This is a genomic window from Nocardiopsis synnemataformans, from assembly GCF_965343085.1.
In the GTDB taxonomy this organism is placed as follows: Bacteria; Actinomycetota; Actinomycetes; order Streptosporangiales; family Streptosporangiaceae; genus Nocardiopsis; species Nocardiopsis alborubida.
Genome location: NZ_CBDRFA010000063.1, coordinates 26,840 through 50,916 on the forward strand (window position 1 = coordinate 26,840; position 24,077 = coordinate 50,916).

Genomic DNA, 24,077 nt, shown 5'->3' on the forward strand with positions numbered 1-24,077 from the left:
CGATGGTGGCACGTTGAGCGATGGTCTGATCGATCCGGACGCGATCCCCCTCCCGATCTCCCTGACGAACCTGGTCATGTTGGAGAGCGCGGCCGACTCCCTCAAGGAGGACGGGGAGTCCATCGCCGGGCGGGCCCACGACATCAGGTCCTCCTGGTCCAGGCTCCAGGGCCTCTACCAGGCACCCGAGGCCGAGACCCTCTTCGCCGTCCTGGACCCGGTCCCGGACGACGGCGAGAGCGTGGAGAGCGACCTGTACACGGTCTCCGGCGCCCTGAACTCCTTCGCCGAGCGCGCCCGTGAGCTGCGCAGCGAGATGGTCGCCCTCAAGACGCGGGCCCACGTCTTCCTCGCCAGCATCGAGGGCGACGACGACTGGGACGAGGGCGGGCCGCTCGGCGGTGAGAACCCGAAGGTCGCCGAGCACAACGAACTGCTCAACGAGGTCACCCGCATCCAGACCGACTACATGGAGGCGGAACGGGACTGCGCCAACGCCATCACCGCGCTCTTCGGCGGTCCCGTCTTCGTGCCCATGAACGCCGACGGCTCCGACCCGCCCAGCGGCGACGAGATCGGCTACGGCCTCTCCGAGCCCCCGGTGGACATGCCGACCGACTGGGGCAGCCCGCAGGGCACCGACCACCACTGGTACGTCGACGTGACGCACAGCTTCGGCGACTGGACCGCCGGAGCCGCCGTCGAACTGGCCGGCGCGACCGGCCTGCACTACGAGGGCCAGTGGGGTGTGCCCATCATCTTCGGCCCGCTGTCGGCCAATCCGTGGACCAACTCCCAGGGGGTCACCAACGCGCGCAACTACGGGCAGGACACAGCCCTCGGTCTGATGTACCTGAGCGGGTTCTACACCGGTGAGGCACCTCCCCCGGTGGAGGAGGGGCAGGGCCTGTTCGGGGGCACCTACGCCTGGGAACTCGACGGGTGGACCATGCCGTCCTCCCCCGGAGAGTGGTGGGACAACGCGGGACCCTACTGGACCGAGGTCGTCGAGGGTGCGCTGCGCCTGGACGAGTGGGAGGAGCGCCCCGGTTACGCGATCACCCAGATCGCGCTCGACGCCGCAGCGGGCGGAGGGGCCCTCAAGGCGCTCAGGGAACTGAACTCGATTGGCGGCGGAGGCCCCGACTCGGGCGGTGCCGACGTGAACCCGATGGACGGCACTCCCGAGTTCGGCGGCCGCGCCCCGGAGGGTGTGCCCTCCCCCGAGGGCATCGGTGACACGGCCGACCGGAGCCGGGAGTCCGACGCGCTGGAGTCCCTCGACTCCACCCTGGACAGACTCGCCGAGCATCAGAACGGCTCGCCCACCGGGCCTCCAGCACACTCACCCGACCCGGCTGAGACTCCTGTGACACCGCAGGAGAGTTCGGAACCGCCCGTCACAGCCTCTCCGGAGAGCGACAGTGCGTCGGAGGCGAACGGAGCCGAGGTACCCGAGCGCGACGGCGCTCCCCAGAGCGACGACGCCCCTGCGCGGGAGGGCGCCGAAAGCGGGACACCCGAGCCCACCACCCGGGAGGAGTACGAGGCGCTCGTCCGTGCCGAGATGGTCCGCAACGACCCCGAGCTCCGCGAGATCCTGGAGGACATCAGGCTGGACCTGCCCGAGCGGGCCGACGCCGTGGACCCCGACGCCCCCTGGACCACGAGCGCCGTCCGCGAGCCCGAGATGGCCATGGCCGGAACCGGAGGCGGTGGGAACGGTGGTGGCGGTGGCGGCCCTGTCGACGCCCCCACCGGCGGCACTGGACACACGCACGTGGACAGCCCTGCCACGGGTTCGAGCAGTAGCTTCGGAGGAGGCGGTTCCGGCAGGGGAGACTTGACTCTCCACGGCTCCAACCCCGAAGGTCCACCCCAAGGGCCGAACCGCATACCGCCCGCAAGTGATGAACCGATCAAACTCCACGCCGGAGATCCCGGGTATCCGGGGGACCGACAAAGGTTTGGTGATGGGAATGACTTTGTTCTGAAACCAGAACAGGAGTACAGGGTTTTCGACGATCACGGGAACCTCTATGGCACATACACCACCAACTCGGACGGTGAAATCACTGAAATAAGAATTGAATCACAATCCCCAAAATCAAGACATCCAGAATTCCTGAACCCGAGACCGAACGCCACCTACGTCGTCAAAGTCGGAGAAAATGAATACACGTTCAAAACCGATGAACACGGGCGAACGGTTTACGCAGAGGGAGAACTCGAGCACGGCAGACAGAGGAGAAACAAAGACGAGCAGGACAAGGTCAACAAAATGGGGAGGCGTTACTTCGAACTACTCAACGAAGAAATAATTTACGACTTCAAGGAAACCCACAGCAGAGACCCGAAGCCTGGGGAGGTGGAACTCTGGGACGAAGGCAATTGGAACGGTGGACATATTTTTGGATCGAGCGAGTTCCGGGGCCCCGGCGAACGACTCAACCAGGTACCGATGCTGGATATCGTCAACCAGGAACGCGCTAACCGCCAGGGGATCCAAGGCAGCTTCCGGAGGGCAGAGTGGGCGTGGGACGGCCTGCTCACCGGAAAGGAGTCATCCCTCAGGAGAGGGCTAGGAGACCACTATGAGGCGCAGATGGAGATCTGGCGTCCCATCCTCGAAGCCGGCCCCCAGCCACCAGACATCCATGTCAGGTTCTCCTTCGAGGAGGATCCCGGCCTGGAGCCGATCAAGGACCCAGTCACAGGAGAGGAACTACCGCCTCCCCCGGCCAGGGTTGTTGTAGAGTGGTCCATTAATGGAGTAAAGCAGGATACACTTTCTTACGAAAATCACCCAGAATAAATCCAGGGAGATGAAGAAAATTCGACACCCCGTCGGCGGCATGAATCCGATCGAACAGCAGGAAATCCTCAGGGAAATGGGGCTGAAGTTCCTCGAGTTCGCCCCAGAGCAATGGGAAAAAATGGTCTACAAATACACCCTCGTATTTCGCAGTGGGACCTCCAGCTTGTCAGCGACATATTCAGATGAATCTTCTGAGGTCATCGATGCTCCCCTGTCAGCACTAGAGCAGGGGAAGAAGTTGCGCTACGGCATGTACATGGAAGGCAAGGGAACATGGTTTTCAATGAGATACACCATTACCCAACCCGCCAGCTACAGTGTAGATTTCAATTACGACAAGGCTCCGGATGTAACATTCCCTCCTTCGCCCGAAGACTATGCTGCTGACCTGAGAAAATTTCCGCGGGATCCTGAGCACATCCCCGACTGGCTCCAGGAGGAGCTCCGCAAGGCGCGACAGGGCTGAGGAATCGCCGCCTGTGGCAACCTCGTCCCACGGCGAGTGGTTGAACGCTCTGTGCGATGCGACGGCTCCAGGGAGAAGCGGGGGGACGAACGGCCTGAGAACACCCTTGGGCACTGACGCCCACCCTGGTACCTTCACGCAATGACGCGATTCGTGGGATCCCTCATCGGCGCGGGTTTCGGCCTTGCCTTCGTCCTCGCCAACTCCGGACCGCCGCTCGATCCCACCGTCGCCCTCGTGCTGCGGGTGTTCGCGGTCGCGGCGTTCGCCGGGGTGATCGCGCTGTCCGTGGTCACGGGCCGCAGGTCCGGCCCTTCCTCCGAACCGGACCCCGAGGGACCGCGGATGCGGTTCGACGCCTTCTACGGCGTGGTCGTGCTGCTGGAGCTGGTCCTGATCTTCGGTGGCATCCAGGTGCTGCGCGCCCTGGAGGCGCCCATGCAGGCCAACGTCGCCTGGATCACCCTCGCCGTCGGGCTGCACTTCCTCCCGCTGTCCCGGCACTGGCGGACCCGTTCACTCCTGGCCGTCGCCGTCTACATGTCGGCGCTCGGAGTCGCGGGACTGGCGATGGCCCTCACCGGGCACCCCGCCTGGGTGCCCCTCGTCAGCGGCGTGGTCACCGGACTGGGCATGCTGACCGGGCTCCTGGTCGGCCTGCTGGTCCCCCTCGTGACCACCACGGGCAGATCCGGCTCGGCCTCCGCCGACACCGCGCCGACGCCCTCGCCGTAGGCGCGGGGACGGCGTCCCCGCGCCCGCCTACTCCGTCCCGGACCCGTCCAGCCCGAAGAACGGCAGGCACGGCTCCAGGCCCGTCACGGTGACCGGGACGGTGCGGTGCGCCGCCCAGTCCCGCCTGGTCAACCGGTAGTGGTTCTCCACCACCCGCTCCCCCCTGACCTCGACCAGGTCGAACCCGTTCCGGCGGTACCCCAGGCGTTCGGAGACCCTCTCCGAGGCGGTGTTGCCCTCGAACACCGACGACACCGCGGCCACGGCGCCCAGCCCCTCGAAGGCCAGGTGCAGCACGGCGGCGCGCATCTCGGTGCCGATCCCCCTGCCCTGGCGGGCCTTTCCCAGCCACGATCCGGTTCCCACCTGGCGCGTGACCGCGAAGTCGCGCCCCCTCATGTCCTGGATGCCCACCACGGCGCCCTCGTGGACCACGACGAGGTTGAGGCCCCAGTCCCGCGGCTTCCACGAGGCGAGGACCCCCAGGTTGTGCTGCACCACGCCGAGCGCGAGCTCGTCCGGCGGCTGGTCGGTCCACGGTTCGACGAAGGGCATCGTGTCCGGGTCGTGGACGCCCCCGACCGCGACCTCGGCCAGCTGGCCGAGGTCGTCGAAGGACGGGAGCCGCAGTTCGAGGCGGGGTGTGGTCAGCCGCAGGCCCAGAGGCGGGAAGTGGTCGGTGATCATGCGCCGATTCTCCGGAGCCCGCCTCGCGGTGTCACCCGGTTTTCCGGCGCGGCGCCACCGGCCGCGTGCTCAGGAGCCGCCGCGCAGCTCCACCAACAGCGCGGCCAGGGCCGCGGACGCGTCCCGCGGGGCCGCCTCGCGCACGCTCCAGCCGCGCAGCTCCGCCAGGCGCGCCACATGGCGCAGGCCCGGGTCGGTGAGCAGGTAGCCGCACGGGGCGTCCGGCCAGTCGGAGACCATCGGCAGCGGTTCGGTCCGGTAGCCGGGGGGCTCTCCGGGAAGCGCCGCCGTGGCCGGGTCCGCGCCCTCGGGGCTCTGCGACCTCGCGACGTCCGCACGGGTGGGACTGCCCGGCTGGGGCAGGAACGCGTCCACCAGCACGTAGCCGAACACCGGCCGGTGCGCCGCCCGCTGGGCCGCGCCCACGGCGCCCAGCAGCGGTCCGGCACCGCCCTCGGCGACGAGCGCGGTCGGCGCGTCGGGCGCGACCAGGCGGTTGACCTCCAGGCTGGCGCGGGCGACGTAGCGGGCGGCGTGCGGCGGGTGCTCGTCGCCGCCCACCTCGGGCCGGACGGCGGTGAGGCCGTACTCGGCCAGCCGGTCGGCCAGGCCGGGCAGCCGCGTGGGTTCGCCGAGGGTCGGGGGGAGCAGGACGGCGATCACGCGGAGGTGCCTCCCCTGGTCTCGTCGCGCACCCACTCCAGGTAGGCGGGGTTGCCGCCGGTGACGGGCACGGCGACGACCTCGGGAACGTCGTAGGGGTGGACGTCGCCGATGTGCGCGGTGAGCTCGTCCAGCCGGTCGGCGGCGGTCTTGACCACCACCGTCCACTCCTCGTCGGCCTGGATCCGGCCCTCCCAGCGGTAGAAGCTGGTGACGGGCCCGCTCACCTGCGCACAGGCCGCCAGCCGGTGCTCGACCACCGACCGTGCCAGCCGTTCGGCGCCGTCCCTGCTGTCGACGGTGGTCTCCACCCGGACCGTGTCCCCGGACTGCGGCATGGCCGTCCCTCCCACCGGGGTGCCGCGGTGCGCCCGCGTCCCGTCCGGTGTTCTAGGCTCACTGATCATGAGCGAACGTGATGAACTCCTGCGTCAGATCAACGATAAGGCGGTCGTGCGCGGCAAGGTGACCCTGTCCTCGGGCATGGAGGCCGACTACTACGTCGACCTGCGCCGGGTCACCCTGGACGGGAAGGCCGCGCCGCTGGTCGGCTCGGTCATGTTGGACAACGTCGCGGACCTGGAGTTCGACGCGGTCGGCGGCCTGACGCTGGGCGCGGACCCGGTGGCCACCGCCATGCTGCACGCCGCGCACGCGCGCGGGCGCACGCTGGACGCCTTCGTGGTGCGCAAGGCGGGCAAGGCGCACGGCCTCCAGAAGCGGATCGAGGGGGCCGACGTGCGCGGGCGGCGCGTGCTCGCCCTGGAGGACACCTCCACCACGGGCGGTTCGGTGCTGACGGCCGTGGAGGCGCTGCGCGAGGCGGGCGCCGAGGTGGTCGCGGTCGCGCTGATCCTGGACCGGGGCGCGCGCGAGCGGGTCACCGAGGAGGGCCTGGAGTACCGGGCGGTGTACGGGGTCTCCGACCTGGACGTCTAGCACGCGGGCACCGCAAGGGCGTTCAGCGGCCACACGCGTCGGGCAGGCGCCGTCGGGGGCGTACCCTCCGGGCGGCCTCAGCCGTCCTGTGGGTCGATCGTGAAGCTGAAGTCGGGTTCGCGGTCGGAGATGTCGCGCTCGTCGCCGTCGACGAAGACCTCGACGGCGGCGGGGTCGCCGATGGTGACCTCCAGGCCCTCGGTGGCGGTCGCGTAGTTGACCGACTGGCCCTGGCTCATGTTCTGGTCCATCAGCACGTCGCCGCCGGGGATGCGGACGAAGACGTCGCTGGACTCGCCGACGACGCGGACGTACAGGACGCCCATGTTGCTCGGCTCCGTGCTGTCGCCGGCCGTCTCCGAGGCGTTGGCGCTCACGCTGGTGCCGGGGAGGGAGCGGTACAAGAAGAAACCGCCCAGGGCCAGGAGCGACACCAGGAGCACGACGGCTCCAACGATGGCCATCACCTGGCCAACGCCACGAGGATCATTCCTATGCCTGCCCACGGCGTTGAATGTAGCGCGTATCACGGCAAAAAGCGACAGCAGTCGCCTGGAAGCTCCCCGCCTCCCACAATCCCGTCACAACGGGGAGGAATGGGTCACTCTCCGTCGTCCCGGACGCGCGGGACCCGTCCCCCGGCCCCGTCATCTGCGCCTACACCGACAACCCCGGGCAATTTGGTCTAGACCTTTTCAAGGGCTCCGGGTATTCGGGATACTTGGGTGACACCTGGTGGACACACCCGGACGCACGGCCCGAGGGCCGCCGCCCCCCGACGTCCGGCTCCACCGGGGCAACGCACGTGGGGTGCCGTCGGCGTGATACCGGCGGCCGCTCGCTCCAGGCCGAATCCAGGGAGAGTCAAGCATGCCCATCGCCAGCCCCGAGGTCTACACCGAGATGCTGAGCCGCGCGAAGTCCGAGGGCTTCGCCTACCCGGCCATCAACGTGTCCTCCAGCCAGACCCTGCACGCCGCCCTGCGCGGCTTCGCCGAGGCCGAAAGCGACGGCATCGTCCAGATTTCCACCGGTGGCGCGGAGTTCCTGTCCGGCGCCACGGTCAAGGACATGATCACCGGCTCGGTGGCCTTCGCCGAGTTCGCCCGCGTCGTGGCCGAGAAGTACTCGGTGAACATCGCCCTCCACACCGACCACTGCCCCAAGAACAAGCTCGACGGCTTCGTCCGCCCGCTGCTGGAGATCTCCAAGGAGCGCGTGGCCAGGGGCCAGGAGCCGCTGTTCCAGTCGCACATGTGGGACGGCTCGGCGGTCGAGCTGGAGGAGAACCTCCAGATCGCCGAGGAGCTGCTGGCCGCCTCCAAGGCCGCCCGGACGATCCTGGAGATCGAGGTGGGCGTCGTCGGCGGTGAGGAGGACGGCATCGTCGGCGAGATCAACGAGAAGCTCTACACCACGCCGAACGACGCCCTGCGCACCGCCGAGGTGCTGGGTCTGGGCGAGAAGGGCTACTACATGACGGCCCTGACCTTCGGCAACGTGCACGGCTCCTACAAGCCGGGCTTCGTCAAGCTGCGCCCGGAGGTGCTCAAGAACGCCCAGGACGCCATCGCCGAGAAGTACGGCCGGGCCAAGGCGTTCGACTTCGTCTTCCACGGCGGCTCGGGCTCCACCATGGAGGAGATCCACGAGGCCATCGAGTACGGCGTGGTGAAGATGAACGTCGACACCGACACGCAGTACGCCTACACCCGCCCCGTGGTCGACCACATCATGAAGAACTACGACGGCGTGCTGAAGATCGACGGTGAGATCGGCAGCAAGAAGGCCTACGACCCGCGCGCCTACGGCAAGGCGGCCGAGGCCGGCATGGCCGCCCGCGTGGTGGAGGCCGCCCAGCACCTGAAGTCCGCCGGCAACAGGATGAAGTAGTCGCGGCCCGCCACCGGTTCGGTGGTCCGTGAACGGTGCCCGGCGGCCTCGGCCGCCGGGCACCGCGCTTTCCCAAGGGGCGGGCAAGACCACGTTCCTGTCACTGGTGGTGACGCTGCTCCCGGTGCGCGGGGGCCGGCTCCTGCTCGGCGACCTGACCGAGCCGGTGTTCGAGGCCTACGGGCTGGCGGAGGCCGCCCCGGGCGAGGTCCGCGACCAGAGCCTGGCCCGCGACGGCGGCCCTGGGGGTGCACGCGGTGACGCGGGGTTGCACGCGACGCGTCCAGCGGCGCGCGGAGGAGGCGGAGCGAAGGGCGAACGCCCGAGCGGGCGGGGAGAGGCCGGTCCGAGGACGCGGGGCGCGAGGGGGCCCACAGGGCAGAACGTGCGCCGGGCACGGAAAAAGCGCGAGAAGGCTGAGCGGGCGGAGCGAGCGGGGCGAGGGGAGCGCAGGGGGAGGGCGGAGTGACGCGGAACCCTCCGGCAGACCAGGCCGCCCGGTGGCAGGATGGGGGCTATGAACCTGCACCAGAACCTGCTCAACGAGCCGCCCGAGACGCGCCTGGCCGACAACCCCGAGGCCCGCGAGGCCCTCGCCTCCGCCGACGACCCCACCCCGGTCGCCGGGCGCTTCCCGGAGTACTCGGCCGCGTGGGCGCGGCTGGCCGAGCTGGCCCTGGCCGACGGCCAGCCGGTGGCCGCCTACGCCTACGCCCGGACCGGCTACCACCGCGGCCTGGACCAGCTGCGCCGCTCGGGGTGGAAGGGCCACGGTCCGATCCCCTGGGAGCACGAGCCCAACCAGGGCTTCCTGCGCGCGCTGCACGCCCTGGGCAGGGCTTCGGCGGAGATCGGCGACAACGACGAGGCCGAGCGCTGCGCCACCTTCCTGCGCGAGTCCAGCGCCGAGGCCGACAAGGCGCTCAACGGCTGACACGCCCGCGCGCCGGTCGACGGCCGTCCGGAGCCTGTGCGGAATCCGGACGGCCCGTCCACGCCTCGGAGCCCTTGGGGCTGGCGGGACCCGTGTGGCGCACGTGCCCCAGTGCCCCACTTAACCCGGATGCCCTGGTCGTGTACCCTCAATACGCAACGGCCCCTGTCGCAGCCTTGCGCCAGGGGTTTTCCGTGTTCGGGGCCGGAAAGCCCCGGGTCAGGTGTCGAGCGAAGAGGTAGAGACCAATGCCGGCGATCACGCTCGTGGGTGCCCAGTGGGGCGACGAGGGTAAGGGCAAGGCGACCGACCTTGTCGGCGACCGCGTGGACTACGTGGTGCGCTACCAGGGTGGGAACAACGCCGGGCACACCGTGGTCATCGGCGACCAGAAGTACGCCCTGCACCTGCTGCCCTCGGGCATCCTGTCCCCGAACGTGGTACCCGTCATCGCCAACGGCGTCGTCATCGACCCGGGCGTCCTGCTGGAGGAGCTGCACGGCCTCCAGGAGCGCGGCGTGAACACGTCCCGCCTGCTCATCTCGGCGAACGCGCACCTGATCATGCCCTACCACCGGGCACTGGACAAGGTCAGCGAGCGCTTCCTCGGCAAGGGCAAGATCGGCACCACCGGGCGCGGCATCGGCCCGACCTACTCCGACAAGGTCTCCCGCCAGGGCGTGCGCGTCCAGGACATGTTCGACCCCAAGATCCTGCGCAAGAAGATCGAACTGGCCCTGCACGACAAGAACCAGCTGCTCACCAAGGTGTACAACCGGCGCGGCCTGGAGGCCGAGCCGATCATCGAGGAGTACCTGGGCTACGCCGAGCAGCTGCGCCCCTACGTCGCCGACACCTCCCTGATCCTCAACAAGGCGCTCGACGAGGGCAAGACGGTGTACCTGGAGGGCTCGCAGGGCACCCTGCTGGACATCGACCACGGCACCTACCCGTTCGTGACCTCCTCCTCCCCCACCTCGGGCGGCGCGGCGGCCGGGTCCGGCATCGGTCCCACCCGCATCACCAAGGTCGTGGGCATCCTCAAGGCCTACACCACCCGCGTGGGCTCGGGCCCCTTCCCCACCGAGCTGCTCGACGAGCAGGGCGAGTGGCTGCGCACCCAGGGCGGCGAGTACGGCGTCACCACCGGCCGCAACCGCCGCTGCGGCTGGTTCGACGCGCCCATCGCGCGCTACGCCACGCGGATCAACGGCGTCACCGACTTCTTCCTCACCAAGCTCGACGTGCTCACCGGCCTGGAGCGCATCCCCGTGTGCGTGGCCTACGAGGTCGACGGCGTCCGCCACGACGAGATCCCGATGACCCAGACCGACTTCCACCACGCGAAGCCCGTCTACGAGTACCTCGACGGCTGGTCCGAGGACATCACCGGCGCCCGGGCGTTCGACGAACTCCCCAAGAACGCGCATGTCTACGTGCGTACCCTTGAGGAGATGGCGGGGGCCCCGATCTCCGCCATCGGTGTCGGGCCCGGCCGCGACGAGACGCTCCAACTGCGTTCCCTGGTCTGACCCCCGTCTGTCCGCCTTCAACACGAAGAGGCCCCCAGTAGTGAAAGCCCTCGTTCTCGGCGGCGGAGGCCGCGAGCACGCTCTGGTCCGCGCCCTGTCCCTGGACCCGGGTGTCACCAGCATCCACAGCGCCCCGGGCAACCCCGGCATCTCGGAGCTGGCCGAGAACCACGTCCTCAACGTGACCGACGGCCTGGCCGTCACCGAGCTGGCCGCGCGTATCCGCGCCGAGCTGGTCGTCATCGGTCCGGAGGCCCCGCTGGTCTCCGGTGTCGCGGACGCCCTGCGCGACCGGGGCATCCCGGTGTTCGGCCCCGACCAGGAGGCCGCACGCCTGGAGGGCTCCAAGGCCTTCGCCAAGGAGGTCATGGAGGCCGCCGGGGTGCCCACCGCCAAGGCACGGGTGTGCAGGACCGCCAGCCAGGTGTCCGAGGCGCTCGACGAGTTCGGCACGCCGTACGTGGTCAAGAACGACGGCCTGGCCGCGGGCAAGGGAGTCGTGGTGACCGAGGACCGTGCCCTCGCCGAGCGGCACGCCCGGGAGTGCGGTCGCGTGGTCATCGAGGAGTTCCTCGACGGCCCCGAGGTGTCCCTCTTCGTGCTGAGCGACGGGCTGCACGCGCTGCCGCTGCTGCCCGCGCAGGACTTCAAGCGCGCCTACGACGGCGACCAGGGCCCCAATACGGGCGGCATGGGCGCGTACGCGCCGCTGCCGTGGGCCCCGGCGGGCCTGGTGGACGAGGTGATGGAGTCGGTCGTGCGGCCGACCCTGGTGGAGATGAACCGGCGCGGCAAGCGCTACCAGGGCCTGCTGTACGTGGGGCTGGCGCTCACCTCGCGGGGACCTCGCGTGGTGGAGTTCAACGCCCGGTTCGGCGACCCGGAGACCCAGGTGGTCCTGGACCGGCTGGCCACCCCGATCGGTGCCGTCCTCCAGGCCACCGACACCGGCGGCCTGGGGAGCATCGGCTCCCTCCAGTGGAAGTCGGGCGCCGCGGTCACCGTGGTGGTCGCCGCCGAGAACTACCCGGGCGACCCGGCCAAGGGCGACGTCATCGGCGGCCTGGACCAGGCGAACGCCCTGGAGGGCGCGTACGTGCTGCACGCGGGCACCGACTGGGAGGGCACGAACGGCGTCAGGTCCAGCGGCGGCCGGGTGCTCAACGTCGTCGGTACCGGGATCGACCTGCGCCAGGCGCGCGAGCGGGCCTACGAGGCCGTGTCGCGCATCGAGCTGCGCGGCTCGTTCCACCGCACCGACATCGCCGAGCGCGCCGCGGCCGAGCTGTAGCGGGGTGCGGGCATGCCTGAGGGCGGGCGTGCCCAGGGCATCCCAATGGGGAGGGGGTTCGAGGCCCCCTTTCCAAGTCCATCACGGACCGGGGCACGTTCCACAGCCCCTTCCCGAACCTGTGGACAACCCGCCCGACGCCGCTCGGCGGCCGGTGCGTAGGAGAGGGAAAGCCATGAGCGGTTTCGTCGTCAGGCCCGAGCCCGTCCGGGTGGAGGGGCTCACCCACCTGCACACCGGCAAGGTGCGCGATCTGTACTCCGCGGCCGACGGGTCGCTGGTGATGGTCGCCAGCGACCGCGTGTCGGCCTACGACTGGGTGCTGCCCACCGAGATCCCCGGCAAGGGACGGCTGCTCACCCAGCTGTCCCTGTGGTGGTTCGAGAGGCTGGGCGGCCTGGTGCCCAACCACGTCGTGTCCGAGGAGCTGCCGAAGGGAGCCCCCGCCGACTGGGCGGGGAGGACCCTGGTGTGCCGCAGGCTGGAGATGGTGCCGGTGGAGTGCGTGGCTCGCGGCTACCTGACCGGTTCCGGCCTGGAGGAGTACCGGGTGGACGGCACCGTGTGCGGGATCGCGCTCCCCGACGGGCTGGTCGACGGCTCCGAACTGCCCGAGCCGGTCTTCACCCCGGCGACCAAGGCCGAGGTGGGCGACCACGACGAGAACGTCTCCTTCGAGGCCGTCGCCGCCGCGCACGGGGCCGGGCTGGCGGCCGAACTGCGCGACCTCACCCTGCGCGTGTACGGACGCGGCCGGGAGCTCGCGCGGGAGCGCGGCATCATCCTCGCCGACACCAAGTTCGAGTACGGGCGCGACGCGTCGGGGAACCTGGTGCTGGCCGACGAGGTGTTCACCCCGGACTCCTCCCGCTACTGGCCCGCCGACACGTGGGCGCCGGGCGGGCCGCAGACCTCCTTCGACAAGCAGGTCCTGCGGGACTGGCTGCGCTCGCCGGAGTCCGGTTGGGACCGCGCCTCGGAGACGCCGCCGCCGGAACTGCCCGAAGACGTGGTACAGCGCACTCTTGACCGTTACGTGGAGATCTACGAGCGCCTGACCGGGACGAAGCCCGTCCTGTGAGGCACCACGCGGGGGTGATTCGACGCACGCGACCGCCGTTTCGTGCCCGGGAGCACGTATGGTGGTCACGTTGTGCGGGTCATCGGAACGGGCGGACAGCCATACGCACGGCATCCCTGGTCTTTCCCGTTGGCCGAATACCTCTTTGGCCGTTTGGCGGGACTCCATCCCCCGATCTGCGGGTATACCACGTCCTGGACCGGTACATGCGGGCGGGTGCTATAGAGTTCTCGCGAACACCGGTTCACTGGCCGCGCAGGTCACACGCATGATGTCGCAACGTTCCAGGGGAAACCCGCGTCTCATACGCACACAGGCGAAGCCCGACGAGGGTGACCTTTTTTCCACATCTGCCTCACAAAGGAGCACATGAGCATGGGCCAGGAGGTTCGTTACCGCGTCCGCGGCGGACGCCCCCTCAGTGGAACGGCGTTCATCCAAGGCGCGAAGAACGCCGTCCTGCCGATGATCGGGGCCGCCCTCCTCGCGGCCAGGGGTCGTACGGTGCTGCGGAATGTTCCGGTCATTGAGGACGTCTACCGAGCTCTGGAGCTCGCCGAGCACGTGGGTGCCAAGGTCGAGTTCCACGAGGCCGAGCGCACTGTCGTCATCGACGCGTCCAACCTCAACGACCCCGAGCGGGCCGTCCTGCCCGCCGAGATCGCGGCCCGTTTCCGCGGCTCCGTGCTCTTCGTCCCGGCGCTGATGCACCGCACCGGCCGCGCCCGTATCGAGGGCGTCGGCGGATGCAACCTGGGCAGCCGCAACCTGGACTTCCACTACCGGGGATTCGCGCGCCTGGGCGCCGAGGTCACCGAGGACCCCGAGCGCAACCACATCAACGTCGAGGCCAGCAACCTCCGCGGCGGCCGCCTGTACCTGGACACCCCGTCCCACACGGGCACCGAGAACCTGCTCATGGCCGCGGTCCTGGCTCCTGGCACCACCGTGATCGAGCACGCGGCGCTGGAGCCCGAGGTCATCGACGTCATCGACTTCCTGAGCGCCATGGGCGCGAAGATCAGCGGCGGCGGCACGGGCCTCATCACCGTCGAGGGTGTCAAGGAACTCACCGCGGTCGAGCACACCATCATGTCCGACCGCATCGACGCGGGCGTGTTCGCGATGACCGTCGCCGCCACCGGCGGTGACGTCAGCCTCGTGGGCGCCCAGCTGGACCACCTGGGTGTGGCCCGCTGGAAGCTGGAGCAGATGGGCGTGGGCTTCTCCCAGGAGGGCGCCGTCCTGCACGTCCACCGGGACCCGTCGGTGCCGCTGCGGCCGATCAACGCCGTGACCTCGCCGTTCCCGGGCTTCGCCACCGACCTCCAGTCCCCGCTGATGGCCCTGGCCACCCTGGCCGAGGGCGAGAGCTACATCCACGAGGCCATCTACGACGGCCGGTTCGCCCTGGCCGACGAGCTCACCAAGATGGGCGCCAAGATCGAGGTCGAGGGCACCCGTGCGATCGTGCACGGCACCACCAACCTGCGCGGAACCGAGGTCATCGCCCACGACCTGCGCACCGGCGCGGCCCTGGTCCTCGCCGGACTGGTCGCCGAAGGTGAGACAATCGTGGCGCCCGGCTATCTGGTGGACCGCGGTCACGCTCAGTTCGCGACCCGGCTCGCTGCGCTAGGCGGTGACGTGGAGCGCGTCGTCGTCTCGTAGGGGGCCGAAAGCGCAGTTCAAGCCGGGGTGGGAGCCCGCCTCCCACCCGGGCTTTCGGCGTTGATATGGAAAACGATCTTCTTTGGCCCCGCACAATGGGTACGATCTCGGCAATCATGCCGTGACAGAGATCGGGTCGGGAAACCAGTGGGCGCACATAGTGAAGAGCGTGGAATGGTAGCGGGGAGCAACCCGAGGTGAGTGCCCAGCGTACTGGCGATTTGACGATCGGCGTCATAGGACCCCATGAGGTGGTCGAACGGGTCATGCTCATGGGTCCGGGGTCCACGGGACCCCTCAACGCCAGACTCATCGCCGCCGCGTACCGAGATGAGCAAGAGGCGACGGACAAGGTCGTCAGGCTGGGTTCGGCGATCGACGCGTACCTTTTCGCCAGCCCTGTCCCCTACGAGTTCGCGCGCAAGGCCGGTGTGCTGACGATGCCCGCCACCTTCGTGCCTCTCGGCGGGGCGAGCCTGCACGAGGCCCTGCTCCGAGCGACCCTGGACGAGCGCTACGACCCGACCAGAGCCAGTCTGGACGTGCTCAGCCGCGCCGACGTGGTGGAGGCCTACTCCGAGGTCGACCTGCCCGTGGACGGGATCCACGTGCACGAGGAGCTCACCAACACCGCGCAGCTCACGTCCTTCCACGAGGGTCTGTGGCGCCGCAAGGCCACCAGGATGGCCATCACCTGTGTGCGCGGGGTCGCCGAGCGCCTGGAGGCCATCGGTGTGCCGGTGGTCCGGCTGCGGCCCACCAACGCGGGTGTGCGCAGCGCCCTACAGACCGCGGGTTTGCTGGGGGCGCACCACCGCCTGGAGGAGGCCCAGCTGGGCGTCGTGGTGGTGGACGTGCCCACCCTGCGGGACTCGACGCGGCGTTCGACCCCCCGGTACTGGCGGGAGGAGCTGCGGCTGTCCCTGCACCGGCTGCTGCTTCAGGAGGCCCACCGGATCAACGCCACGGCGCACCGGTTGGACGACCATTCGTTCATGGTGACGGCGACCCGGGGCTCGCTCGTGACCGCGACCGAGGGGTTCCGGCAGCCGCCGTTCGTGGAGCGGATCAAGGCGGAGCTGGGGATCGCGATCGAGGTCGGGATCGGCATGGGGCGGACCACGCAGGACGCCGAGGCCCACGCCCGGGCCGCGCTGAACCGCGCCCAGGCGTCGCGGCAGAGCTTCGCGGTGGACCGCGAGGGCCGTTCCCTGGTGCCCGCCCAGCGCGCGCCCGCACGACAGTCCTCCGAACCGCTGCGGACCAAGGGACGCGAGACGCTGATCCGGCTCTCGGAGAAGATCGCCGAGGAGGACGGACCGCTGGTCGTCGACGCGGAGAACGCCGGGCGGATGCTCGGTGTCACCTCCCGGACCGCGCGTCGGCTGCTGCGGACCCTGGTGGAGGAAGGGTTGGCGTGGCCGCTGCCGCCCAACCGGACCCTCCAGCCGGGCCGTCCCCGCCAGCTGTACCGGCTGATCGTGGAGAAGCTCGACAAGGACGCCGCGGGTAAGTAGCCGACGGCCGGTGCCGAGCCGCACGAGCGCCTGTGAGACGCGCGAACGCGTCGGACGGGGGCGCTCCCGACCCAGGGAGCGCCCCCGTCCGCGTGCGCGGCTGTGGGGCCGTGTGAGCGCCGCGTGAGCGTGCGCGGGACGACGGGCGCGGGGGGCATCGCCCGGACGGACGCCATGAACGGCTCGTGAGCGTGCGCGGGACGACGGGCGCGGGGGGCATCGCCCGGACGGACGCCATGAACGGCTCGTGAGCGTGCGCGCGGCGACGGAAAGTACAGCCCCTGCATCCGCCCGGACGGCTCCGGCTCGTGCGCACGCACGGGGCGGCGGGTGCGGGGCGGCGGGTGCGGGGCGGCGGGTGCGGGGCGGAGTTCGGTCGGGAGGCGGTTCGCGGTTGTCCACAGGCTGTGGAGGCCGGTTGTCCACGGGACGGGCGCGCTGGGATCCTGGAACACGGGGGCGCCGCACGGCGGCCACGGCGGGCCGCGGCACCCCCGAATCGAGGCTAGCCCCGCCCCGCCCGCCTCCGCCAGCCACCGTCCACAGGCTGTGGATAATTCCGGTGACCCGCGGCCTCCCGCCTGACAGGCTTGCGCGCATGAGCGACCACGACGGCAACGGCAGCGCTCCGGACAGCCTGGGCGGCAACGGCAGCGGCGATACCGGAAGCAGGCGCAAACGCCTCCTCCTCATCGGCGGCGGCTCGGGGACCGGCAAGACCACGGTCGGATGGGAGGTCTCCGTCATCCTCCAGCGGCGCGAACTCGCGCACTGCGTCCTAGAGGGCGACTACATGGACCAGGTGCACCCGGCCCCGCCCGGCGACCCCCACCGGGGCAGGATCACCGAACGCAACGTCGCGGCGGTCTGGGCCAACTACGCGGCGCTCGGCCACCACCGTCTGATCTACACGAACACCGTCAGCGTCCTGGAGGAGGACATGCTCCGCCGCGCCATGGGCGGCGGGGACATCGGGGTCACGAGGATCCTGCTCACCGCGAGCGAGGCCACCGTGCGCGCACGCCTGGCGGTGCGCGAGACCGGCTCGCAGCTGCTCCCCCACGTCGAACGCAGCCTGAGGGCGGCCGTGCACCTGGACGCCGAGGCGCCCGCGGGAACCGTGCGCGTGGCGACGGACGGCCGCACCGTCGAGGAGGTCGCCGCCCGGGTCGTGGGCGCCACCGGCTGGTGAACCCCCGGGCTCCGCCGCCTGTCGCCCGGAGCCCACGGCCGGGCAGACGCGTGGCTTCGTCCACAGCCTGTGGACAACCTTCGGCCATGCTGCGGCGAGGTCCATGAGGGCCTACGCCGGGGTTGGCGCAACGCCCACGCCGGCCCCCTCCGCGCACCACCGCGCGGTGTCCCGCAGCGAGGGGCGGCCCCGCGCCGTGTCGAGCCACCGGACGGCCTCGGCGAGCAGCCGCTCACAGCGCACCGACGCCACGTTCCCCAGGCGGGGCAGCACTTCGCGCACCAGGACGGCCTCCGCCTCCTCCCAGGACCGGGCGCGGGCCAGCGCCCACAGCAGGCTCACCACGGTGTGGAACAGGAACCGGCCGCCCGCGTCCTCCGCCCCCGCGGCCCGTCCGTCCACCCGAACCAGCTCCACCGCCCGGGCGAAGGACTCGGCGGCCGCGCCCCACTCCCCGACGTCGGCGCTGACCCTGGCCCGGTGCCAGGCGATCTCCGCCTCGGTCAGCCACCACGTCCACGCCGGATCGCCCCGGCGCGGTCCCTCCAGGTACCGGCTGAGGGTCTCCCCGATCAGCCTCCGGGCCCGGGCCCGCTCGCCTTCCTGGGCCGCGGCACGCGCCAGCCTCAGGGTGAACAGGGTCCGCACGCTCCCCGACGTTTCCGCCGCCAGCGCCGCCTCGCACACCCGCCGGGCCCCGTTCGGCCGCCACAGGTGGACGTCCTGCATCGCCAGCTGGCTGAGTGCGAAGTACTCCATGGAGCGGTCGCCCGCCCCGTGCGCGGCGTCCAGTGCCGCCAGGGTCATCCGCCGGGACAGGCGCTGGCGCTCGGCGTCGAAGGCCACCCAGCCGGTGACCTGGTGGAGCTCGGCGGTCGCGGCGAGCACGTCCGCCGAGTCCGGAAAACGCGTGCGGACCGCCTCGCGGGCCCGGGCGGCGGCGCGCACCGCGGCGTCCACGGTGTCGCGGGCGCCGTACCGGGTGTCCAGGGCGATGACGCGTGCGCTGACCGAGCGGATCGCCTCAGCTGCCTGTTCCGGCGACGCCCGGAGTTCCACCGCCCCTGAGAGCACGACCGCCTCAGAACCCACAGGAGTCATCAGCCGGTTCCCCGCACCGCCCTGTCGGCAGCGCGGGGAACCGGCGCGGCTCGGCTAACGGCGCTTGCCGTAGGAGGTGGCCACGGACAGGAACGCGTCGTTCTCCTCGGGGGTGCCCAGGCTCACCCGGGCACCCTCTCCGGCGAACGGGCGTACGGAGACGCCCTCCCGGGCGCACGCCTCGGCGAAGTCGAGCGTGTCCTCGTCCACCCGCAGCCACACGAAGTTGGCCTCGGTCGGCGGGACCGTCCACCCGGAGGCGACGAGCGCGTCGCGCACCCGGCCGCGTTCCTCGACGGTGGCCGCCACGCGCTCCAGCAGCTCCTCCTCCGCGGCCAGGGAGGCGATACCGGCGGCCTGGGCGAGGTGGTTCACCGCGAACGGAACGAGGGTCTTGCGGACCGCGGCGGTCACCGGGGGGTGCCCCACAAGGAAGCCCAGGCGCACGGCGGCGAGCCCGTAGGCCTTGGAGAAGGTGCGCAGCACGGCGACGTTGGGCCGGTCGCGGTACAGGGAGACGCCGTCGGGCACCCGCGGGTCGCGCACGTACTCGCGGTAGGCCTCGTCCAGGACCACCAGAACGCTCTCGGGGACCCGGTCCAGGAAGGCGACCAGCTCCTCCTCGCGCACGGTGGTGCCGGTGGGGTTGTTGGGGTTGCACACGAGCACCATGCGGGTGTTCTCGGTGACCGCGTCGGCGATCGCGTCGAGGTCGTGCGTCTCGTCCCTGAGCGGGACCCGCACCGAGGTGACCCCCGCCAGTTCGGCGAGCAGCGGGTAGGCCTCGAAGGAGCGCCAGGCGTAGACGACCTCGGCGCCGGGCTCGCCGACGGCTTCGAGCAGCTGCTGGAGCAGGCCCACCGAACCGGCGCCCAGGGCGAGGTGCTCCTCGGGGACGTCGAGGTGCCGGGCGAGCGCGGAGGTGAGCTCGGCGGCGCCCGGGTCCGGGTAGCGGTTGAGCTCGGCCGCGGCCCGGGAGATGGCCTCACGCACCGACGGGAGCGGCCCGTAGGGACTCTCGTTGGAGGACAGCTTGACCGAACGCCCGTCGGGACCGACGACCTTCCTGCCCGGCTTGTAGGGCGGGATGCTCTCCAGCACCGACCGCAGATATGGCGATTTCGACTCCGACACCATGGTCCTTCCTCAATACTTTGTGCTAACCCCGCGACACGCTCAGCGACATCGCGTCCGGATCGGTCACCGCTCCCAGCGGAAATATCGCACAAAAGAGGAGATATCACCATGCACTTGCGTCCCTGCCCCACGAACTCGGCACGGATCGACGCTGGTCAGCTCCCCCGGCCGCGAGAGAGGCGAGGATTCATCCGGTCATTGGCCCTTCCTGTGGCCGTGCCCGTCGCGGTCCTGCTGAGCGCGTGCGGTGGCGGCGCCGCCGAACAGCCCGCCGACCCCGGCGCCGAGGCCGCGGAGGCACTGCACGAGGCGCAGCCCCTGCACGTCCGCGACGCCACGTTCGCGGCCGAGAGCAGCGAGCGCGGCACCTACTCCGAGCTTGCCACAGTGCGCTACAGCGAGCAGGTGCGGACCGCCACCGAACTCGACAAGCCCGAGTGCCTGGACGCCGCCAACCAGTGGGCCGGTCTGGACGGGGTGCGGAACTCCCCCGCCTCCGTGGCGGCCTACGAGTGGCCCGAGGGCGCGGTCACGCACATGCTGGTGCGGCTGGACGAGGCCACGGCCGCGGAGGCGCTGTCCACCACGCCGCCGCAGAGCTGCGACGAGTACACCGCCACCCACGAGGACGGCACCTCCTCCGAGTACAGCGTGAGAGACCTGGAGGACGTGCCGCGGATCGGGGACGAGTCGCGGGCCTTCGCCGTCGAGGTGGAGTCCGGGGACGACAGGAACCGCATGGTCAGCCTCATGTACCGCAACGGCGACCTCGTCGGCAGCACGTCCGTCCTCGGAGACGGCGAACTGGAGGACTACGAGACGATGCTCGTGGAGTTCAGCGAGGCCGCGGTGGAGAGGCAGCGGCAGATGCTCGGGCAGGAGGCCGACCGCTGACCCCGAACCGGCCCCGGGTCCGGGGTCAGGTCCGGGGCCAGGCCCGACCCGGGTGCGCGGTGGCACCGGAAACGGGCCCCGGAAGCCGGAGCCCGTCCCGATGTCCTCATCCGGCCGGGGTCGGTTCGCGCCCGTCCCGGTCCGGTCTGTTCGTGTCCTGCTCCATGGCGTCCTGCTCCGCCGTGTCCCGGCCTGCCGCGTTCTGGCCGACCGCCTCACGCCCGGCCGGGCCACGCTGTCCCGGGCCACGCTGTCCTGGAACGCGTCCGTCCTGGAGGCTCTCGTCCGGTCCGCTCTCGACGGGGTCCCACACGGCGGAGCGTTCCCGGGCGGTCCGAAGGCTCAGCTCGGCCCTGGCCTCGTCGTGCCGCCACGCGTCCCGCCTGGCCGCCTCCCCCGGGTGGAGGAGCCTGCGCGGCGGACCGGTCAGCTCGATACGGGTGACCGCGCCGAAGGAGGCGACCACCGCTCCGCTCCCACGGTCGACCAGGGCCGCGCGCACGGCGGTGCCGCGCCTGCCCCCGGTCCTGACCGCGTACACCACGTCGACGCGGCGGCCCTGCCGTACGCCGTCGTAGCGCAGGAACCTCCAGCAGCCCTGGCGCCACACGTCCTCGGGCTCGGACCCGAGCATCACCGGTTCGTTGACGCGCCACACGTCGCTGCGGTGCAGGGTCCGCACGGTGCGGCGCAGCGGGACCTCGCGCAGCGCGCAGGGCTCCTCGTGCAGGGTGCGCGCGGCCGCGGTGCGCAGTTCGGGGCTGAGCAGGGCCAGGAGCAGCAGTTCGGCGCCCAGGACCCCGGCGTGCAGCGGGGTCGGCGAGGCGACCACCTCCCAGCCCGCGGGTTCCAGGCCGAGCGTGGCCAGGGCGGCGGCCGACAGCAGTCCGGCGCGGGCCAGCGTCCGCCAGCCGATCGGTGCCTGGCTCAGCCCGCCGAAGCAGCCGCAGCCCGCCTCGGGGTCGCGCCTGCGGATCACCACCAGGGCCACGACGGAGACGGCGAACACGACCGCGGTCAGCGCCCGCACCGCCTCGCCCAACAGGCCGGTCAGCCCGAGCAGGCCGAGCGCCAGCGCGGCCTCCAGCAGGCCGGTGCCGACCGTGGACGCGCGGCGCAGCCGCTCCGGCACGAGGACGGCCAGGCCCGTGGCGGCCGCCCGCCTGGTGGTCTTGGCGACGGCTCCGACCAGGAGCAGCACCGCCAGGAGCGGTAGCTGCACCTCGCGGGCCGCCTCGACGATCTCCGGGAGCATCGGTCATCCCTCCCCGTCGTGGACGGTGACGGTCGCGTTGAAGCAGCCGTCCTCCAGCCGCCCGCCGAGGGCGACGAAGCCGGTCATGGTCAGGGAGGCCAGCCGTCCCGCGCTCTGGCCGCCGCAGGAGGAGCACAGGTCGCACAGCCAACTGTCGGCCGCGGCGCAGTCGACCACGGGAAGCGCCGCGGCCTCGTGTGTGCGGTCGTTGCGCAGGCTCAGGGTCGCCCCGGTGGACAGCAGCGGCAGCGGAACGCAGGAGGTGCGCCGGTCGCAGGGCCCGTCGTGGCCGACGGGGTCGAGCGCCGGGTAGGCGATCCCGTCGACGTGGGCGCGCGGGTCCACGTGGGAGGAGCGGCCCCACGCCGGGTCGTACCAGGTGGCGACGCCGCTCAGCGTGGTGGCGCGCCGACGCGTGGGCGGCCGGTGCGGTGTGGCTCCGAGCGGGTAGGGCGGCTGGGTCGTGGCGGGGCGCACGGCCCGCACGGCCCCCTCCCACCAGACGCCGACGGCGTCGAAGACGTAGCCGGGTTCCAGCCGCGGGTGGCGGACGGAGATCCGGCCCGAGGTGCGGTAGGGAAGGACGACGGTCTGGCGCGGACGCCCGTGACCGGGGTCGATCTCCAGGGTGTCGCCGTCACGGCTGACGATGACGCCGGTGGCGCGGGCGGTCTGGGCCCACACGCGTGCGGCGATGGGGTGGCCGCCGGGTACGCGCAGCACCACGGCGTCGTCACCGCTGCGGAGTTCGCCCGGGCCGACCTCCCCGCCCCGCCAGAACACGGTGGAGCGGTCGTACATGAAGTGCTCCTCGCCGCCCGGCACGGCCAGGCAGAGGATGCGCGCGTTGGCGCTGACGACCACGCCGCGCGCGACGCGGTGCCCGATCGGCGTGGGTTCGGGTGCGCTCGCGGCGCCGAGCACCGCGGCTGTGAACCTTCCGCGGTCCCGTCCGATCTCGGTGGTCACTGACATCTCGACTGAGCCCCCTCACCAGCACGACTCGTCGCTTCGTCCCCGTTGTGCAGACATGTTCCCGGTGCCACGGTCCCAAGCGACGTGTGGGGCACCCCATGGAACCAGAAGGGTCCCGCGCACACCGGGCTTCGCCCATCGGGCGACTCGGGATCGCCCCACCACAGCCTGTCGTTACAAAGCTACGCATAGAACCCATAAATCTAGAAAGATTCACAAACACCCACAAGACCCCCCAAAACACAGGGGTTCCCGTTCGGTCGCCTCCGGTTCCCCCGACCGACGGAACCGGTCTCCGCCACGGAGCCCGGCGGGCGACACCGGCCCGCACCACGGGCTTCCCGGCCGCCGGCGCCGCGACTCGCCGGGTTCGGCGACCAGGCACGGGAGGAGGCCGGACCCCTGCGGTTTTCCGGTGGGCCGTTTGACGGCGCATGGGACACACGTGCCTGGATGTTTGCGTTGGCTGTGTGAGAGTTAGAAGGGAGAAACACGACGAAAGCCCACGCAGCGCCCGTGAAGGTCGGTGGTCGGCGTGACAGGGACGACCCGGACTCCCCGGTACGACGAGTTCAGCCACTACGTGGCCGAGCGCGGACCGGCCCTGCTCCGGATGGCCCGGTCACTGACGAGCAGCCACGCCGACGCCGAGGACCTGCTCCAGGCGGCCCTGGTCAAGACCTTCCTCGCCTGGGACCGGATCGCCAACCCGAAGGCGCGCGACGGATACGTGCGCAGGGCCATGGTGAACACGCAGATCTCCGAGTGGCGGCGCAACCGGCTGGACGTCTACCCGACCGACGAGATCCCCGAGCAGCGCGTGGACGACCCCACCTGGCGCAGCGACCTGGCCGACGTGGTGGAGCGCGCCATCGACCGCCTGCCCGACCGGCAGCGGACCACGGTGGTGCTGCGCTACTACGACGACCTCACCGAGGCGCAGATCGCCGAACGGATGGGAGTGACGCTCGGCACGGTGAAGAGCACGCTGTCCCGCGCCGTGGACAAGCTGCGCCTGGACGCCGACCTCATCATCGAGCGCACCGTCGGATGACCCCGGGCCCCGCCCGGACCTTGGACAGGTCCCCAACCGCATGAGCGGGCGGTACCTTCCCGATCACCGGCTCCACAGGCCGCGGAGCTCGGACGGGCATTCGTTTTGCGCAACCGTCCGTGGTGTCTGTAGGCTGGTCCCAGCCAGGAGGATTCGCCTAGTCAGGTCTATGGCGCCGCACTGCTAATGCGGTTAGGGGGCAACCCCTTCCGGGGTTCAAATCCCCGATCCTCCGCAGGTCA

The 24,077-nt window shown here is 70.8% G+C and carries 23 protein-coding genes and 1 tRNA gene; 15 read left to right on the top strand and 9 right to left on the bottom strand.

Going from position 1 to position 24,077, the window contains the following annotated elements; genetic code table 11:
* Positions 1-13: 13 nt before the first annotated feature.
* From ACSIH6_RS28760 to ACSIH6_RS28770, 3 genes are all read left to right on the top strand, one after another.
* The gene (locus ACSIH6_RS28760; protein ID WP_435111468.1) at positions 14-2,815 is read left to right on the top strand and encodes a hypothetical protein; all 2,802 of its coding nucleotides are present in this window, start codon (positions 14-16) and stop codon (positions 2,813-2,815) included.
* A 40-nt stretch (positions 2,816-2,855) separates the two neighbouring features.
* Positions 2,856-3,284, top strand: a complete 429-nt coding sequence (locus tag ACSIH6_RS28765; protein ID WP_435111469.1) for a hypothetical protein — start codon at positions 2,856-2,858, stop codon at positions 3,282-3,284.
* Between the two features lie 141 nt (positions 3,285-3,425).
* Positions 3,426-4,019, top strand: a complete 594-nt coding sequence (locus tag ACSIH6_RS28770; RefSeq protein ID WP_435111470.1) for a hypothetical protein — start codon at positions 3,426-3,428, stop codon at positions 4,017-4,019.
* Between the two features lie 27 nt (positions 4,020-4,046).
* Here the strand turns inward: ACSIH6_RS28770 and ACSIH6_RS28775 are convergent, their stop codons facing one another.
* The 3 genes from ACSIH6_RS28775 to cutA form a co-directional block, all read right to left on the bottom strand.
* Positions 4,047-4,706 (bottom strand): GNAT family N-acetyltransferase, encoded by a 660-nt coding sequence (locus ACSIH6_RS28775; RefSeq protein ID WP_435111471.1) that lies wholly within the window; start codon positions 4,704-4,706, stop codon positions 4,047-4,049.
* A 69-nt stretch (positions 4,707-4,775) separates the two neighbouring features.
* Positions 4,776-5,369, bottom strand: coding sequence for a hypothetical protein (locus ACSIH6_RS28780; protein ID WP_435111472.1), 594 nt, complete (start codon positions 5,367-5,369; stop codon positions 4,776-4,778).
* Positions 5,366-5,707, bottom strand: coding sequence for a divalent-cation tolerance protein CutA (gene cutA, locus ACSIH6_RS28785; RefSeq protein WP_150251060.1), 342 nt, complete (start codon positions 5,705-5,707; stop codon positions 5,366-5,368). The genes ACSIH6_RS28780 and cutA overlap by 4 nt, the downstream gene beginning before the upstream one ends.
* Positions 5,708-5,774: 67 nt before the next feature.
* Between cutA and pyrE the strand changes: the two genes are divergently transcribed.
* Positions 5,775-6,308: an orotate phosphoribosyltransferase gene (gene pyrE / locus ACSIH6_RS28790; RefSeq protein WP_013155624.1), complete on the top strand. Its 534-nt coding sequence runs from the start codon at positions 5,775-5,777 to the stop codon at positions 6,306-6,308.
* 77 nt (positions 6,309-6,385) lie between these two features.
* On the opposite strand, the gene ACSIH6_RS28795 is transcribed toward pyrE, so the two are convergent.
* Positions 6,386-6,772 (bottom strand): RodZ domain-containing protein, encoded by a 387-nt coding sequence (locus ACSIH6_RS28795; protein ID WP_435111484.1) that lies wholly within the window; start codon positions 6,770-6,772, stop codon positions 6,386-6,388.
* Positions 6,773-7,178: 406 nt separating this feature from the next.
* On the opposite strand from ACSIH6_RS28795, the gene fbaA reads away from it, so the two are divergent.
* Positions 7,179-8,201, top strand: a complete 1,023-nt coding sequence (fbaA, locus tag ACSIH6_RS28800; RefSeq protein ID WP_150251057.1) for a class II fructose-bisphosphate aldolase — start codon at positions 7,179-7,181, stop codon at positions 8,199-8,201.
* A 100-nt stretch (positions 8,202-8,301) separates the two neighbouring features.
* Here fbaA and ACSIH6_RS28805 read toward each other — a convergent pair whose 3' ends face one another.
* Positions 8,302-8,475 (bottom strand): hypothetical protein, encoded by a 174-nt coding sequence (locus ACSIH6_RS28805; RefSeq protein WP_435111473.1) that lies wholly within the window; start codon positions 8,473-8,475, stop codon positions 8,302-8,304.
* A 243-nt stretch (positions 8,476-8,718) separates the two neighbouring features.
* Here ACSIH6_RS28805 and ACSIH6_RS28810 point away from each other — a divergent pair, with 243 nt between their 5' ends.
* The 7 genes from ACSIH6_RS28810 to ACSIH6_RS28840 all read left to right on the top strand — a co-directional run bounded on the left by ACSIH6_RS28810 (position 8,719) and on the right by ACSIH6_RS28840 (position 17,419).
* Positions 8,719-9,135, top strand: a complete 417-nt coding sequence (locus ACSIH6_RS28810) for a DUF3151 domain-containing protein (protein ID WP_150251056.1) — start codon at positions 8,719-8,721, stop codon at positions 9,133-9,135.
* Between the two features lie 248 nt (positions 9,136-9,383).
* Positions 9,384-10,667: an adenylosuccinate synthase gene (locus tag ACSIH6_RS28815; RefSeq protein ID WP_435111474.1), complete on the top strand. Its 1,284-nt coding sequence runs from the start codon at positions 9,384-9,386 to the stop codon at positions 10,665-10,667.
* Between the two features lie 40 nt (positions 10,668-10,707).
* Positions 10,708-11,958: a phosphoribosylamine--glycine ligase gene (gene purD / locus ACSIH6_RS28820; protein WP_435111475.1), complete on the top strand. Its 1,251-nt coding sequence runs from the start codon at positions 10,708-10,710 to the stop codon at positions 11,956-11,958.
* 175 nt (positions 11,959-12,133) lie between these two features.
* A complete protein-coding gene (locus ACSIH6_RS28825) occupies positions 12,134-13,039 on the top strand; it encodes a phosphoribosylaminoimidazolesuccinocarboxamide synthase (RefSeq protein ID WP_435111476.1) in 906 nt (301 codons plus the stop codon).
* A gap of 375 nt (positions 13,040-13,414) precedes the next feature.
* Complete coding sequence (gene murA / locus ACSIH6_RS28830; protein ID WP_061081827.1) at positions 13,415-14,710, top strand: UDP-N-acetylglucosamine 1-carboxyvinyltransferase; 1,296 nt, start codon at positions 13,415-13,417, stop codon at positions 14,708-14,710.
* Positions 14,711-14,961: 251 nt separating this feature from the next.
* The gene (locus tag ACSIH6_RS28835; RefSeq protein WP_274975373.1) at positions 14,962-16,227 is read left to right on the top strand and encodes a transcriptional regulator; all 1,266 of its coding nucleotides are present in this window, start codon (positions 14,962-14,964) and stop codon (positions 16,225-16,227) included.
* A gap of 598 nt (positions 16,228-16,825) precedes the next feature.
* Positions 16,826-17,419 carry a hypothetical protein gene (locus ACSIH6_RS28840; RefSeq protein WP_435111477.1) on the top strand — a complete coding sequence of 198 codons (594 nt, stop codon included), beginning with the start codon at positions 16,826-16,828 and terminating at the stop codon, positions 17,417-17,419.
* Positions 17,420-17,530: 111 nt separating this feature from the next.
* Here ACSIH6_RS28840 and ACSIH6_RS28845 read toward each other — a convergent pair whose 3' ends face one another.
* Complete coding sequence (locus ACSIH6_RS28845) at positions 17,531-18,520, bottom strand: NsdA family TPR-like regulatory protein (protein WP_435111478.1); 990 nt, start codon at positions 18,518-18,520, stop codon at positions 17,531-17,533.
* 54 nt (positions 18,521-18,574) lie between these two features.
* Positions 18,575-19,657: a histidinol-phosphate transaminase gene (hisC, locus tag ACSIH6_RS28850; protein ID WP_435111479.1), complete on the bottom strand. Its 1,083-nt coding sequence runs from the start codon at positions 19,655-19,657 to the stop codon at positions 18,575-18,577.
* 210 nt (positions 19,658-19,867) lie between these two features.
* Here hisC and ACSIH6_RS28855 point away from each other — a divergent pair, with 210 nt between their 5' ends.
* The gene (locus tag ACSIH6_RS28855) at positions 19,868-20,551 is read left to right on the top strand and encodes a hypothetical protein (protein ID WP_435111485.1); all 684 of its coding nucleotides are present in this window, start codon (positions 19,868-19,870) and stop codon (positions 20,549-20,551) included.
* Between the two features lie 106 nt (positions 20,552-20,657).
* Here ACSIH6_RS28855 and ACSIH6_RS28860 read toward each other — a convergent pair whose 3' ends face one another.
* Positions 20,658-21,806, bottom strand: coding sequence for a MauE/DoxX family redox-associated membrane protein (locus tag ACSIH6_RS28860; protein WP_435111480.1), 1,149 nt, complete (start codon positions 21,804-21,806; stop codon positions 20,658-20,660).
* A gap of 3 nt (positions 21,807-21,809) precedes the next feature.
* Entirely contained in the window at positions 21,810-22,781 is a 972-nt protein-coding gene (locus ACSIH6_RS28865) for a hypothetical protein (RefSeq protein WP_435111481.1), read from the bottom strand.
* Between the two features lie 526 nt (positions 22,782-23,307).
* On the opposite strand from ACSIH6_RS28865, the gene ACSIH6_RS28870 reads away from it, so the two are divergent.
* Positions 23,308-23,835 carry a SigE family RNA polymerase sigma factor gene (locus ACSIH6_RS28870; RefSeq protein WP_435111482.1) on the top strand — a complete coding sequence of 176 codons (528 nt, stop codon included), beginning with the start codon at positions 23,308-23,310 and terminating at the stop codon, positions 23,833-23,835.
* A 146-nt stretch (positions 23,836-23,981) separates the two neighbouring features.
* Positions 23,982-24,070, top strand: a tRNA-Ser gene (locus tag ACSIH6_RS28875).
* Positions 24,071-24,077: the final 7 nt, after the last annotated feature.

What these genes read in the sequence shown, in the direction of transcription:
- cutA (WP_150251060.1), bottom strand. Translation starts at nt 5,707, where the DNA reads ATGCCGCAGTCCGGGGACACGGTCCGGGTGGAGACCACCGTCGACAGC.
- hisC (WP_435111479.1), bottom strand. Translation starts at nt 19,657, where the DNA reads ATGGTGTCGGAGTCGAAATCGCCATATCTGCGGTCGGTGCTGGAGAGC.
- murA (WP_061081827.1), top strand. Translation starts at nt 13,415, where the DNA reads ATGGGCCAGGAGGTTCGTTACCGCGTCCGCGGCGGACGCCCCCTCAGT.
- fbaA (WP_150251057.1), top strand. Translation starts at nt 7,179, where the DNA reads ATGCCCATCGCCAGCCCCGAGGTCTACACCGAGATGCTGAGCCGCGCG.
- ACSIH6_RS28765 (WP_435111469.1), top strand. Translation starts at nt 2,856, where the DNA reads ATGAATCCGATCGAACAGCAGGAAATCCTCAGGGAAATGGGGCTGAAG.
- pyrE (WP_013155624.1), top strand. Translation starts at nt 5,775, where the DNA reads ATGAGCGAACGTGATGAACTCCTGCGTCAGATCAACGATAAGGCGGTC.
- ACSIH6_RS28860 (WP_435111480.1), bottom strand. Translation starts at nt 21,806, where the DNA reads ATGCTCCCGGAGATCGTCGAGGCGGCCCGCGAGGTGCAGCTACCGCTC.
- ACSIH6_RS28825 (WP_435111476.1), top strand. Translation starts at nt 12,134, where the DNA reads ATGAGCGGTTTCGTCGTCAGGCCCGAGCCCGTCCGGGTGGAGGGGCTC.
- ACSIH6_RS28810 (WP_150251056.1), top strand. Translation starts at nt 8,719, where the DNA reads ATGAACCTGCACCAGAACCTGCTCAACGAGCCGCCCGAGACGCGCCTG.
- ACSIH6_RS28845 (WP_435111478.1), bottom strand. Translation starts at nt 18,520, where the DNA reads ATGACTCCTGTGGGTTCTGAGGCGGTCGTGCTCTCAGGGGCGGTGGAA.
- ACSIH6_RS28865 (WP_435111481.1), bottom strand. Translation starts at nt 22,781, where the DNA reads ATGTCAGTGACCACCGAGATCGGACGGGACCGCGGAAGGTTCACAGCC.
- ACSIH6_RS28840 (WP_435111477.1), top strand. Translation starts at nt 16,826, where the DNA reads ATGAGCGACCACGACGGCAACGGCAGCGCTCCGGACAGCCTGGGCGGC.
- ACSIH6_RS28770 (WP_435111470.1), top strand. Translation starts at nt 3,426, where the DNA reads ATGACGCGATTCGTGGGATCCCTCATCGGCGCGGGTTTCGGCCTTGCC.
- ACSIH6_RS28775 (WP_435111471.1), bottom strand. Translation starts at nt 4,706, where the DNA reads ATGATCACCGACCACTTCCCGCCTCTGGGCCTGCGGCTGACCACACCC.
- ACSIH6_RS28815 (WP_435111474.1), top strand. Translation starts at nt 9,384, where the DNA reads ATGCCGGCGATCACGCTCGTGGGTGCCCAGTGGGGCGACGAGGGTAAG.
- ACSIH6_RS28795 (WP_435111484.1), bottom strand. Translation starts at nt 6,772, where the DNA reads ATGGCCATCGTTGGAGCCGTCGTGCTCCTGGTGTCGCTCCTGGCCCTG.